This is a genomic window from Pseudodesulfovibrio pelocollis (assembly GCF_030282845.1).
In the GTDB taxonomy this organism is placed as follows: Bacteria; Desulfobacterota; Desulfovibrionia; order Desulfovibrionales; family Desulfovibrionaceae; genus Pseudodesulfovibrio; species Pseudodesulfovibrio pelocollis.
Window position 1 is genome coordinate 37,911 of the sequence record NZ_JASTWE010000014.1, and the last position, 13,029, is coordinate 50,939.

The 13,029-nt window shown below is 55.4% G+C and carries 8 protein-coding genes; all 8 read left to right on the forward strand.

Translation table 11 applies throughout. The features are described 5' to 3' along the window. Positions 1 to 116: 116 nt before the first annotated feature. The 8 genes from QQS14_RS06925 to QQS14_RS06960 all read left to right on the forward strand — a co-directional run bounded on the left by QQS14_RS06925 (position 117) and on the right by QQS14_RS06960 (position 12,968). The gene (locus QQS14_RS06925) at positions 117 to 941 is read left to right on the forward strand and encodes a TnsA endonuclease N-terminal domain-containing protein (protein WP_285906241.1); all 825 of its coding nucleotides are present in this window, start codon (positions 117 to 119) and stop codon (positions 939 to 941) included. Continuing rightward, positions 925 to 3,012 carry a DDE-type integrase/transposase/recombinase gene (locus tag QQS14_RS06930; RefSeq protein ID WP_285906242.1) on the forward strand — a complete coding sequence of 696 codons (2,088 nt, stop codon included), beginning with the start codon at positions 925 to 927 and terminating at the stop codon, positions 3,010 to 3,012. Before QQS14_RS06925 ends, QQS14_RS06930 begins: the two co-directional genes overlap by 17 nt. Then, complete coding sequence (locus tag QQS14_RS06935) at positions 3,013 to 4,671, forward strand: AAA family ATPase (RefSeq protein ID WP_285906243.1); 1,659 nt, start codon at positions 3,013 to 3,015, stop codon at positions 4,669 to 4,671. 4 nt (positions 4,672 to 4,675) lie between these two features. Continuing rightward, complete coding sequence (locus QQS14_RS06940; RefSeq protein WP_285906244.1) at positions 4,676 to 6,187, forward strand: TnsD family Tn7-like transposition protein; 1,512 nt, start codon at positions 4,676 to 4,678, stop codon at positions 6,185 to 6,187. Next, the gene (locus QQS14_RS06945) at positions 6,184 to 7,788 is read left to right on the forward strand and encodes a Tn7-like element transposition protein TnsE (protein WP_285906245.1); all 1,605 of its coding nucleotides are present in this window, start codon (positions 6,184 to 6,186) and stop codon (positions 7,786 to 7,788) included. Before QQS14_RS06940 ends, QQS14_RS06945 begins: the two co-directional genes overlap by 4 nt. A 722-nt stretch (positions 7,789 to 8,510) precedes the next feature. Next, positions 8,511 to 8,714: a helix-turn-helix domain-containing protein gene (locus QQS14_RS06950; RefSeq protein WP_011927933.1), complete on the forward strand. Its 204-nt coding sequence runs from the start codon at positions 8,511 to 8,513 to the stop codon at positions 8,712 to 8,714. Between the two features lie 9 nt (positions 8,715 to 8,723). Continuing rightward, positions 8,724 to 9,221, forward strand: a complete 498-nt coding sequence (gene brxF / locus QQS14_RS06955) for a BREX-3 system P-loop-containing protein BrxF (RefSeq protein ID WP_285906246.1) — start codon at positions 8,724 to 8,726, stop codon at positions 9,219 to 9,221. A gap of 15 nt (positions 9,222 to 9,236) precedes the next feature. Then, positions 9,237 to 12,968, forward strand: a complete 3,732-nt coding sequence (locus QQS14_RS06960) for a DUF6079 family protein (protein WP_285906247.1) — start codon at positions 9,237 to 9,239, stop codon at positions 12,966 to 12,968. Positions 12,969 to 13,029 lie beyond the last annotated feature (61 nt).

Genomic DNA, 13,029 nt, shown 5'->3' on the forward strand with positions numbered 1-13,029 from the left:
TTGTGGGAGAACAATAAAGTTGTTAACAAGACAATAAAGTTGTTAACGACACAATAAAGTTGTTAACAAAAGCCGCTCCGGCTGCTATGAAAATGGCAAATCAGGAGCGGCTTTTTATGGCCATGCGATATTCCCATTCCGAGGTAACCTTCCAGCGGTGGCTGAAGGAAGGTCGCGGCGACGGCAGACGAAACGAGTACAAGCCCTGGCTGACGGTACGGGACCTGCCCTCCCAGGGGCGCTCCCATCGCGTCTTCGGCCATAAGTCGCTACGGACCCACCACCTATTCTCGGATCTCGAACTTGCGGTCTTCCTTCTCTTGGAATGGCAACGAGACGTCATCGAGATCCGGGAACAGTTTCCGCTTCAAAGGGAACTCACCCTTGAGATTGCCGAACAACACGGCATCCCCCACCCCGCAATCTCCGGCGTACCCCAATACATGTCATCGGATTTTCTCGTGGACACCTCCCGCTCCGATGAACCCCGATTTGCCTTGCAGGCCAAATATTCCAGAGAGCTGCAGAAGCCCCGTGTGATCGAGAAGCTGGAATTGGAGCGCAGGTACTGGGAGCGCAAAGGGGTGCCGTGGCATCTGATCACGGAAAAGGAGATCCCGGTCGCCGTCCTTGCAAACATCAAATGGCTCTACCCGGCGCAACGTGACGAATTGCCTGAGATTGATCTGGCGCATAAAACGAATTTCTACAGCCACCATTTCGCCCAAAGCAAAGCCCCCACGATGATTGATCTGGCCAAATCCCTGGATGTCGCCTACGACCTCACCCTCGGCGAATCCCTTGGGGAAATCCGGCAACTGCTTGCCCAGCGTTGCTTCCTGTTCGACATTCACATCGCGTTTCGCAAACTCGCACCGACAGATCTGGTTCCCGCCGAAACCACCGCCATGCAGGAGATACTTCATGTTCAGGGTCAATGAAGTTCTCAAGTATGAAGGGAGACTGTTCCGGGTCCTCTCGCTGCTTGGGCCACAACTGGTCTGGATCGGCCTGGAGGATCCCAAAGGATTCCCCTCGCTGGTCCTGGTGGACGACCTGGCAAAAGCATTCGAGGACGAAATCCTTTTCCGGGTGGAAGATCCGCACGCCAAACTTGCACTGGAAATGCCTGAACAAGGCAGCCCGGCCCAAACCAAACGGGATGCAAACTTTACGCTGATCCGGGGGATCGTCGGCGATCCAGAATATTACAACCGCAAGGTTTTGACCGCCCGCATCAAGGAAGTCCTGGAGACCGGGAAAGCCTCAAAGCCGCACTTGTACAAGTTGCTGCGGCGCTATTGGCAAAGGGGCCAAACACCCAATGCCTTGCTTCCTGATTACAAAAATTCCGGCGGCAAAGGGAAAAAGCGGGTCGCCACTGGCAAGAAACTCGGCAGGCGCCGCACGTTCACGCCCGGAATCGGGGCGACCATTGATGCTCAGACCGAACGGCTGTTCCGGATGGCCATCGACAAGTACCTGCTCAAGGACAAGGGATGCAGTTTCCCTTATGCACACAGGCGATTCAAGGACATCTACGAGCAGTATTTCCCGGACATCAAAGAATCGGAAATGCCTACGCGAAGGCAGATGCAGCACTTCTATCAGCGTGAGTACCAGTTGCCCGAGACGCTCAAGAAGCGAAAAAGCAGAATCGAATTCAACAAGGACACCAGGCCTATTCTCTCGACAGCTGCGGCAGACGCGCTTGGACCGGGCTCCCGTTACGAGATAGACGCCACCATTGCCGACATCTATCTGGTTTCGGACAGTGAAAGGCGGAACATCGTCGGGCGGCCCGTGGTCTATTTCGTCATGGACGTATTCAGCCGCATGGTGGCCGGATTCTATGTGGGCTTTGAAAATCCCTCCTACCCCGCCGCCATCCAGGCCCTGACCATGGCCTTGGGCAACAAAGTGCGACTTTGCGAAGAATTCGGGTTCGAAATATCCGAAGCGGACTGGCCGGCAATCGGATTGCCGGACGCGATACTGGCGGATAGAGGCGAACTGTTGGGACACCAAATCGAATCCCTGGAAAGCAGCTTCTCTGTGCGGATCGAAAACACCCCTCCCTATCGGGGGGATGCGAAAGGGATTGTGGAACGCAATTTCAGGACGATCCAAGCCGACTTCAAGCCCTTTGCCCCCGGCGTCGTGGGGGACACCATGGTACGGAAACAGGGCGGCAGGGATTACCGGCTGGATGCCAAGCTCTCCATACGAGACTTCAAGGAGATTATCCTGTCGTCCGTGCTGATGCATAACCAGTACGCCGTACTCGAACGGTATGACAGGGAGCCGGACATGCCTGGGGATCTGGAAATGACCCCCTTGTCCCTTTGGAACTGGGGAATCCAACACCGGACAGGACGGTTACGCGCCGCCTCGGAGGATGCCATTCGCATCAGCCTGTTGCCGAGAACCAAGGCCACAGTCTCCGAAATGGGCGTTTCAGTGTTCGGAGTATACTACACGTCGCCGGAAGTGGTTGCCGAGGGTTGGCTCCATCGGGCCAGAGAGGTCAGAAGGCCTGCAGGGCTTCAGGCCGCCTATGACCCTGCCTGCGCTGATATCATCTACCTCTTCCCTGTCAAGAACTCCACGGAGTACTGGACTTGCCGCCTGACGCCCCGGTCGCGGGAATTCGCCGGCGCGTCCTTCTGGAACGTGTGGAATATCAAGAACGAGCAGAAAAAAGCCTTAGCCAACAGCAAGATGCGCATGGAAACCCATAAGCGACAGCATGAGAAACATGTGGCCGCAATTATCGCCAAGGCCGAAGGGAAGCCTCTCCCTGAGGACGGAAGAACGAAAGCCGAGCGAATTCGCAGTATCCGTGCAAACAGGGAACGAGAGAAGGGCGAAGAACGCCGAACACTGAATAATGGGTTCCAGCAGGCCACTCCACCATCCGTTGCGAAAACGGTTCCTTTCAAGGAGACGAAAAAGGAAACCTACGGTTTCCCGGATCACATCGATGCTCTATTTGGCGATGAGGATACCTAAATGACGCTCCCACAACATATGTTCAAAGCCATTTACCAAGAAGCTGAAATACCCCAATACCGGGAAAACCCGTTCATCGAGGCTCTGCCCCCGTCCATGACACTTCAGCAGGTCAAAAAAGGACTTACCGGCACTATCCAATTCGATCCACGGGACATTACTGCGGATGGGCGGACTCGGGCACACATCATAGCCTCACTGCTCGACGATTTTTTCCAGCCCCTCTCGGCGCACCTGCAGCTCGAAGAGAAGATCTCCATCATGATCCGCCGGGGATATGTCGGCCGCAACCTGAAAGACGGCTCGCTGCACTTGCACATGCAGAACGGATACGAACGGGTCATGACTGGTGACCTGGAGGTCTGCCGCTTCCATCAGGCCAAGTCCACAGCATTGAGCCTCTCGCTGATTGGATGCTCCGGGAGCGGAAAAAGCACAACCTTGAGCAGAATACTTTCCTTGTACCCGCAGGTGATCTTTCACGAGGAGCACAACTTCACCCAACTCGCCTATCTCAAAGTGGACTGCCCGCACGACGGTTCCCTCAAGAACCTCTGCATCCAATTCTTCCGGGCGCTCGACCAAGTGCTCCACACCGACTACGAGACCAAGTACACCGGTAAACGATATGGTTTAAACCCCCTCCTGGCAAAGGTGAGCCAGGTGGCCAACGCCCACGCCATCGGCGTGCTGGTCATCGACGAAATACAGCACCTCAGTCGCAAACGATCAGGTGGCGTCGAACAAATGCTCAATTTTTTCGTCTCATTGGTCAATGTCATCGGCCTGCCGGTTGTTTTTGTCGGCACGCCAAAAGCCAGGCCCATCTTTGAAAATGATCTGCGTTCCGGGCGGCGCGGCGCGGGATTCGGCTCTCTCCTTTGGGAGCCGATGACAGCCCCGCCCGCCGTTGTCGACCATGCGACAGGAAAACCCCGCAAGACCGAATGGGTGGCATTCACCGACAAGCTCTGGTCCTATCAATGGCTGCAACGGGGCGGTGAAAGCCTGAGTGAAGAGGTGCGGGCTTGTTGGTACGACTTGTCACAGGGCGTCATCGACATCGTGGTGAAACTGTTCGTCCTCGCTCAACTACGCGCCATTGCCACGGGAGTGGAGAGGATTACGACCGGGCTCCTGGAAAAGGTCTACGAAGACGAACTGAAGCCAGTCCATCCCATGCTGGCAGCGCTTCGATCCGGTGATCCGGATCGCATAGCAGCTTTCTCAGACCTTATCGTCCCGGACATCGACAACAAGCTGCTTCGACTAACAGCTTCGATAGGGGTAAAGGAAATTAATGATAGCGCAAAGACAGGCTTTGAAGGGAACCCCAAAGCCCAGCGCCTATACAACCTGCTCGTGGCCATGGATTGCGAGCGAAGCACCATCACACCGCTGGTCAGGCGAGTTGTTCAAGAATACCCTGAGCTCGCGACGAAAGATATGGTTGCAATGGTCCTGTCTTGGTATGAATCAAATGAACTCCCTCGAGAAAAACCCAGGAAGAATCGATCCTCGATTCCTCGAAAGAAGTGGCATACGCTGGAATCAAAGGATCTCAGATTCATGTATTCCCAAGCGGACGCCGACATGTATGGATACCTGAAGCGGTCCTCCGTCATCTTCAACATGGAGGATTGGCTGAAAACGGGATAGGCCCATGCTCAATTTCCCCGTGCCATACCCTGAAGAGCTCATATACAGCACTGTGGCGCGAGCCGGAGTCCACTTCGGCATAACCAGCCCCAAGCGACTGCTCGACGAGGCCTTCGGCAATCGAATGATCGTCGCCACGGTCGACCTGCCGTCCCACCTCGAAACCTTGTCCAAGCATTACCCACAGTCTCTGGGGCTCACCCCTGAGCAATTGGCATACAAGCATACGCTGCTTCCGCTCTATGCGCCATTCGTCCCGGAAGCCCGGAGACAGAAATGCCTTCAATGGATGGCCCGCGCCTCCAAGGGGGCAGCCCACCTATCCTTGGGCATCACCACTTCCCGAGTTAAACCCAGAAGGCATTTCAGACTATGCCCCTCTTGCCTGAATGAGCAGCTTGCTCGGTACGGGGAATATTACTGGGAACGCCTATGGCAAGTTGCCGGCTGTGATGCCTGCCTCAAGCATGCAACGTTGCTTAAGACGCAACACAGGCTCCGCAACTATCACCGGCATGAATTCATTGCGCTCACCCCGGAAAAGGCCATCGATCCCCAGCACAGCCTTCCTCCTCCGGTCGATAAGCGCATCGAACTCCGGGTCTTTGAGCTTCTCAACCTCCCCTCCTCGCCATCTCCCTCCCTTGAACAATGGGGCCTCTTCTACAAGCACTTCGCTCACGACACGGGTATCACACGCGGCGACAAGGTCATATACGATCTCCTCAAGCAGAAAATTCTAACCTGCTGGCCGGAGCGCCTGCTGCAGCGGATCGGGATTCTGATCGACGACAGCCAATCCTCTTGGTTGCGCTTGATAATGCGCAAGCCCCGGAAGGCGTTCAGCTACATGGAGCATATCATCGTTCTGGAGGCTCTGCTGGGCCCAGATTGGCATATCCTCGAAGTGATGAACCAAGTGCGAAAACAGAAGCAAAGAAAAGCTCCTGCGGCCTCCCTCCACACCCCAAGAGTATCATCCGCCAAGCTCACCAGAATGCGCGAAACATGGATGGTCATCCTGAAAACACACGGAACGAGGCAGGGAAGATTACTCGGTGCCGACTCCATTTACACCTGGCTTTACAGGCATGATAAAAAGTGGTTACTGGAAATCAATGCGCGATATCGCAAATCAACTCGATCAGATGGGAAAAGGATTGATTGGCAAGCGCGGGACCTGGAAATTCTGGAACGGCTGGAGCATGTGAAAAGATCACATGGGGACAAGCACACCGATCCACGACGAAGCGCGAACTGGTACCTCGCGCAAGCTGCTTGCCGGCACCTGTCGCGAAAGATGGACAAACTGCCGCTTTCGGCTGCATTTTTGAAAAAATACAGCGAAGACGTGGCCAGTTATCAGATTAGGCGGATTAACCGCGTTCTTCAGGACAAGGAATCATCAGCTGGCTCACTCCTCTACTGGGAACTCATGCGACTGTCAGGCCTGAACGAGCAGAGAATGACCAAGCGAACCAGAGAGTTCTTGCGCCAATCAGGGTGGTCAGCATGACCAAATACTTTCTCGACGGCATTGATGACAACGTGACGGTGTGGGAGATTGGCTCGCTCTTCAGAAGCCTCACTGGAAGCAAGTGGAACATCAACGTTAGCTTCTCACCACCTCAGTCAAAAAAATATACAAGTATATCTAACGCCTCGCTCCTAGCCAGAAGGCGGCTGCTCAGGGCAACTCAAACGTTCAAAAAACCCGGCCACCCGCTGAACTTCACCCTTTCGGGTACAAGCCATTGGGAAGTCAAAACGATCGGCCAATGCCCCATCGGTGATGGGTACTCAAAAAAACAAGAGTTCGGCCAATTCTGCTTCGTCTTCACAACCCCGGACGGCATAACCGTCTATCTCCCCCAGTTTGAACTGGCACGGATACTTTTCTTCCATGGAGGCTATCTTTCCAGAACCGCAATCGAATCGGACTGCTTGGAGACGGACTTCGCTGTGGAAATTGATGATAAAGACAACGCTGTCATTCGTGTGATGCCTTGTACCAGTTATTCGCTCTCGCACCTCAATGATCCAACATGCCGCAATTATTTATCCTGGATATTGTTGAATGCCGACGTCAAAGGTTCCTACCGAAGTATCACAAAGTATCAACGGCTTTATGGGTACGACACCTACAAATACAGAAAATGGAAATTCCAATTTGATCCTCCACAACTTGAACAAGTCGATCTTTATGCACGCGGGCATTATGAAACAAATTCCAAGTTGTTTTTTCTGTACGAAATTGACCGGATAGAAAACATCCCGAACACCCCGTTTCGGAGTGTCTCGATGGAACACCCAGAGTTTGAGAATACGATACATGGAGAAGGACATGGCGCTCGTCCTGCCGGAGGGGGATCAGATACTCCCACAATTGTCCATGATGATATCGTCTCAAATGCTAATATCCAACCGGCAACATTGGAAAACGAACGCGTCACTATAACATTCAAACATCCATTCTACGTGGCTAAGGTCACCACAAAAGAAAAAAAAAGAGCCACATCGCACTCTGATCACGAAAACTCCGACTCCCAACCGCCCATAAGCACGGAAGAGGGAGTAGCAGATCACGGGCTCCCCGGAGGGGATTGGGCTACGTTGAATGACGAAACGAACTACGATGATATTTTTGAGAACAAATTCAAATGCTTTTTGGCCATGATCAACGTTCTGATTGAAGCCCATGGATGCGTTCCCGTTTCAGAAAAGGTCATGCCCCTTCCCAGCGAAGGAAGGTGTACGAAGCACCAACTTTCAACAACGGGGGAACCAAGGAGCATGGCGATAATTGGTTTGGGTGTTGACCACAAGACAGTATATCTACTTGAGGTCGACACCTCTGATGCTGAAAAGGCCCTGTCCACACAGCTGCTTGTCGTCGAGAACCAAGAGGACTGGGCCAAAAACCTTGATCGCCTCCAGCGGGAGATGCTTCGGGCATCCCTCAGATGGCCGAGAAAGCTGCTTGAAGAGCTTTGCGGGAAGGACCACCACATTGGGGTCAATCACCCACAAACACCTTCTGACAACAAGGGCATTCTCCCTCCCGATTCAATTACTGGCTGGGCAGGACGGGTTTATGGGTGGATGCAGAATCTGTAGGCCCAAAAGGGCCTATACTCCAGGCCCAGAAACTCGTCTTATGCTTGATATAATTATCAAAAACTTCAATTAATCACGATTCAACTTTTTCGTTTCAATAAGATTGAATCGCCAGCTTTTGTACGATTCTAACCTGTGCGAGGCCAGAGACAAAAAGAGGATCTGATGCTCAAAATTTCATTGGCCCTGATTCCCTTCGGTGATTCGGACAAAACTCGCAATCTCGGTGAAATGAAAATCGGGAATGTAGGAAAGAAGGAATGCCACCAAGTGGCTATAGACCTACAACAAGGAAAGGCTGCAACATTGTGCTTACGTCCATGACCGCCACCTCGTTCTGTTTGGTGCTCAGGTGAGGATGTAAAGTCTAGACCTCTGCACGGCAAAAACCACACCTATCTCTTTAAATATCTGATTTATTATGCTATTATTCCTTCAGCAAAAAGAGGAAGGCATGGCTATTCGGCAGAAAAGACCTCGGCCTTGCACCTCAACAACTCCATTAAAATCCTCCATGCCCTGCGATTGTGCTTGATCGTCTGAAAAGGCGCGCCTCCTGCCAAAAGCTACACTTCGACACTATTCGGCACAAACCGCTTGTGTTTGGCAAATCTTCATTGTAGTTTTGGAATGACTAATATTGAGTGTTGTATTCTGACTTCTTAGGCGGCAGATAGCCCTCGGGCTTTTACCGAAAACATAATGAACGAAGGACGAAGGCTATGGATGAGAGATGGCTGACTGTCGATGACATTTGCAAATATCTGAATGTAAGCAACGAGACCGTTTACAAGTGGATCGAACAGCGGGCTATGCCCGGTCATCGCGTCGGTCGTCGCTGGATGTTCAAACAAGACGAAGTGGACGAATGGGTCCGCTCCGGCGGTGCGGCTGACAAATCCGATAAGCCTGACACCGAGCAATAAGGAGCGACCATGGCCGAGCCGATTCACGACAAGATAAAACGATCCCTACAGGCAGCCGAAGGCTTGTATCACCGCCTGGTGCTGCTGGTGGGTGAGACCGGTTCCGGCAAGACCAGCGTTCTTCGGGCTATTGCCGAGGAATTCGGCTCGTCCGTCGTCAACGTCAATCTGGCGCTCTCGGGCGAACTGCTGGAACTGACAGCCAAGCAGAGGTCGCTTCGACTACCGGGCATTCTCGACCAGATCGCGGACCAGGCTCAGTCACCCGTGGTGCTGGATAATCTCGAGATCCTTTTCGACAAGGATCTCCAGCAGGACCCCTTGCGCCTGCTGCAGGGCATTTCAAGAAACCGGGCCGTGGTGGCTTCGTGGAACGGAACCATGAATTCCAGGAGGCTTTTGTACGCCGAAACCGGCCATCCCGAGTACCGCAGCTATGACTCGGTTGATGCCATGATTGTGGGCATGGATGGCACGGCCACGGTCGATTCGGCAAAAAAACAATAGAGAGGCAGGACAAGCATGAAATACGGAGACCTTATCCAATTCGACCCGATTGAGTCGGTCGTTCAGTTGCGTGACGCGGACAAATCGAGCGCCGCGCACACCCTCGTGAACACCTATGTCATTTCCGAGGAAATGGCCGAACGGCTCACCCAGCTTGTCATTCCTCAGATGCAGTTCGACCAGCCGGTCGATAACAAGGGCCTGCTGGTGGTCGGCAACTACGGCACCGGTAAGTCGCACTTGATGTCGGTGGTCTCCAGCCTTGCCGCAGACGCCTCCCTGCTGGAAAGGCTGAAGAACGATGGTGTCCGCGACGCAGCCGCTCAGATCGCCGGACGTTTCAAGGTTATCCGTACCGAGATCGGAGCCACTACCATGTCCTTGCGCGACATTCTAGTGGCCGAACTGGAAGAGCATCTCGAAAAACTCGGTGTGGAATATGTCTTTCCCGAGGCGGGCACCATCTCAAGCCACAAACGGGCCTTCGAAGACATGATGGCCAAGTTTGGCGAGGTCTTTCCCGAACACGGCCTGCTGCTGGTGGTCGACGAGCTGCTCGACTTCCTGCGCACCCGCAAGGACCAGGAGCTGATCCTCGACCTCAACTTCCTCCGCGAGGTCGGCGAGGTCTGCAAGAACTTGCGCTTTCGCTTCATGGCCGGTGTCCAGGAAGCCATTTTCGATAGCCCGCGCTTCGCCTTTGTCGCCGACAGCATCCGCCGGGTGAAGGATCGCTTCGAGCAGATCCTCATTGCCCGCAGCGACGTGAAATTCGTCGTTGCCGAGCGTCTGCTCAAGAAGACCGCCGAGCAGCAGGCCAAGATCCGCGACTACCTGATGCCTTTTGCCAAATACTACGGCGGGCTCAACGAGCGCATGGACGAGTTTGTCCGCCTCTTCCCGGTGCATCCTGATTACATCGACACCTTCGAGCGGGTCACCGTGGTGGAAAAACGCGAGGTGCTCAAGACCCTGTCCATGGGCATGAAAGGCATTCTCGGCAAGGACGTGCCGCAGGACGAGCCCGGTCTGATCGCCTTCGACAGCTATTGGGGTACCCTCAAGCAGAACGCTTCGTTCCGTGCCATTCCCGAGATCCGGGCAGTCATTGATTGCAGCCAGGTACTGGAATCCCGCATCGAGAACGCCATCACCCGCAAGCAATACAAGCCGATGGCGCTGCGCCTGATCCATGCGCTGTCCGTTCACCGTCTCACCACTGGCGACATTTACGCCCCCATGGGCGCATCCGCCGAGGAACTGCGCGACCGCCTTTGCCTGTTTGATCCGCTGATCGCCGAGCTAGGTAGCGATGAACCGGATAAGGACCTGCAGACCCATGTAGAAACCGTTTTGCGCGAGATCCACAAGACAGTCAGCGGCCAGTTCATCTCCTTCAATGCCGACAACCGCCAGTTCTATCTCGACCTGAAGAAGACCGACGACTTCGACGCCCTGATCGACAAACGGGCCGAAAGCCTGGGGCAGGCTCAGCTCGACCGTTTCTACTACGAGGCGCTCAAGCGGGTCATGGAATGCCAGGATGCCACCTATGTGACGGGTTACAAGATCTGGCAGCACGAGCTACTGTGGCATGAGCACAAGGCAGCCCGCGCCGGCTACCTCTTTTTCGGCGCTCCCAACGAGCGCTCCACCGCCGTGCCACAGCGGGACTTCTACCTGTATTTCATCCAGCCCAACGATCCGCCGCGCTTCAAGGACGACAAGGTCAACGACGAGGTCTTTTTCCGGATGAAAGGCACCGACGAGGAATTCCAGACTGCGCTGAAGAGCTATGCGGCCGCACTGGATCTTGCAGCCACCTCATCGGGCCATGCCAAGGCCACCTATGAATCGAAGGCCAACGGTTTCCTGAAGAAGCTGGTCCAGTGGCTGCAGAAGCACATGAGCGATGCCTTCGAGGTCACCTATCAGGGCCGCGCCAAGTCCATGACCGAATGGGCCAAGGGCAAATCCATCCGCGACCTGTCGGGCCTGTCACCCAACGAGACCATCAACTTCCGCGACTTGGTGAACACCATCGCCGGTGTCTGCCTGGCACCGAACTTCGAGAACCAGGCCCCGGACTACCCGTTCTTCTCGGTCCTGATCACCGGCAACAACCGCGCCCAGGCCGCGCAGGACGCCCTGCGGGCCATCGCCGGGCAGAACCGCACCAAGCAGGCCACCGCCGTGTTGGACGCCCTGGAGCTGCTCGACGGCGATAAGATCGACCCCTACAAGTCGAAATACACCAAGTTCATCCTCGATGCCGTCAAGGCCAAGGGCCACGGCCAGGTGGTCAACCGTAGCGAGATCATCCAGGACGACCACGGGCTTGAATACATGAACCCGGGCGGTTCGCGCCTGGAACCCGAATGGGTGAGTGTCCTGGTGGCTGCCCTGGTCTACTCAGGCGACATCGTGCTCGCCATCCCGGGCAAGAAATTCGACGCCACCGGGCTACAGCAGCTTGCCGCGACCGGCATGGACGAGCTGACCCGCTTCAAGCATCTGGAACAGCCGAAAGAATGGAACCTGCCCGCGCTCAAAGCGTTGTTCGAACTGCTCGGCATGACGCCGGGCATGGCTCAGCTCGTTACCCAGGGCAAGGACGAGCCGGTGCAGAACCTGCAGCAGGCGGTGGGCAAGATCGTCAAGCGCATTGTCATGACCCAACAGACCCTGCGCGAAGGGCTCTCCTTCTGGGGCCTGGACCTGCTCGCGGGAACCGACCTATCCAGCCAGGCCAGCGGGCTGGACGAGGCCAAGGGCTTCTTTGAATCGCTCCAGGCCTACTCCTCGCCGGGTAAGCTGAAAAACTTCCGCTACAGCGCTCCCGAAGTGCTGGCCCACGAAAAGGCCGTGAAGGCCCTGGATGAGCTGGACGCCCTGCGCGAGTTCATCATGGACCACAACCCGACGGCGTCCTGGCTCTCCACCGCCGAGGCGGTGCTGCCAGCCGAGCACGACTGGGTGGATCGTATGAAGACCACCCGGCAGGACGTGCTGGATGCCCTCAAGCAGGCCGACCTGACCGAGCTGGCCAGCCAGTCCCAGTCCATCGGGGCCAAGCTGCAAAAGCTGAAGAAGGATTACACCGTCGCCTACATCGGCCTGCACACCAAAGCCCGGCTGGGGGTGAACGACGACAAGCGCAAGGCAGGCCTGCTCAACGACCAGCGCCTGCAAACCCTGCTCAAACTGGCTGGTATCGACCTGATGCCCCGGCAGCAGCTCACCGATTACCAGAATCGCCTGGCCGGACTGAAAAGCTGCTTTGCCCTGACCGAGCAAAACCTCGACGCCTCGCCCATCTGCCCGCATTGCGGGTTCCGGCCTTCGGTGGAAACAGGTGCGGCGGCAGGCTCGCAGATGATCGACCAGATGGACGCCCAGCTCGACGCCATGGTGACGGCCTGGACCTCCACCATCCTCAGCAACCTGGAGGACCCGATCACCCAGGCCAACATGGACCTGCTGAAAATCGACGACCGCGAGCCCCTGGAGGCCTTCATCAAGTCGAAGGAACTGCCGGTGCCGCTGGACAGCAACTTTGTCCATGCATTGAAGGAAGTACTCTCCGGCCTGGTCAAGGTCACCGTCAATGCGCAGGAGCTGCAACAGGCCCTGCAGGTCACCGACGGCCCGGCCACCCCGGCGGAGATGAAGAAACGCTTTGAAGAGTACATTGATCAGCTCACCAAGGGCAAGGACCCGGCCAAGGTGCGGATCGTCATGGAATAAGAGTGACTAAGCGAGTGACCAACTTCGCCGAGTTTGGTCACCCGCAAAGTGACCAAGCTGA

What these genes read in the sequence shown, in the direction of transcription:
- QQS14_RS06930 (WP_285906242.1), top strand. Translation starts at nt 925, where the DNA reads ATGTTCAGGGTCAATGAAGTTCTCAAGTATGAAGGGAGACTGTTCCGG.
- QQS14_RS06960 (WP_285906247.1), top strand. Translation starts at nt 9,237, where the DNA reads ATGAAATACGGAGACCTTATCCAATTCGACCCGATTGAGTCGGTCGTT.
- QQS14_RS06925 (WP_285906241.1), top strand. Translation starts at nt 117, where the DNA reads ATGGCCATGCGATATTCCCATTCCGAGGTAACCTTCCAGCGGTGGCTG.
- QQS14_RS06950 (WP_011927933.1), top strand. Translation starts at nt 8,511, where the DNA reads ATGGATGAGAGATGGCTGACTGTCGATGACATTTGCAAATATCTGAAT.
- brxF (WP_285906246.1), top strand. Translation starts at nt 8,724, where the DNA reads ATGGCCGAGCCGATTCACGACAAGATAAAACGATCCCTACAGGCAGCC.
- QQS14_RS06935 (WP_285906243.1), top strand. Translation starts at nt 3,013, where the DNA reads ATGACGCTCCCACAACATATGTTCAAAGCCATTTACCAAGAAGCTGAA.
- QQS14_RS06945 (WP_285906245.1), top strand. Translation starts at nt 6,184, where the DNA reads ATGACCAAATACTTTCTCGACGGCATTGATGACAACGTGACGGTGTGG.
- QQS14_RS06940 (WP_285906244.1), top strand. Translation starts at nt 4,676, where the DNA reads ATGCTCAATTTCCCCGTGCCATACCCTGAAGAGCTCATATACAGCACT.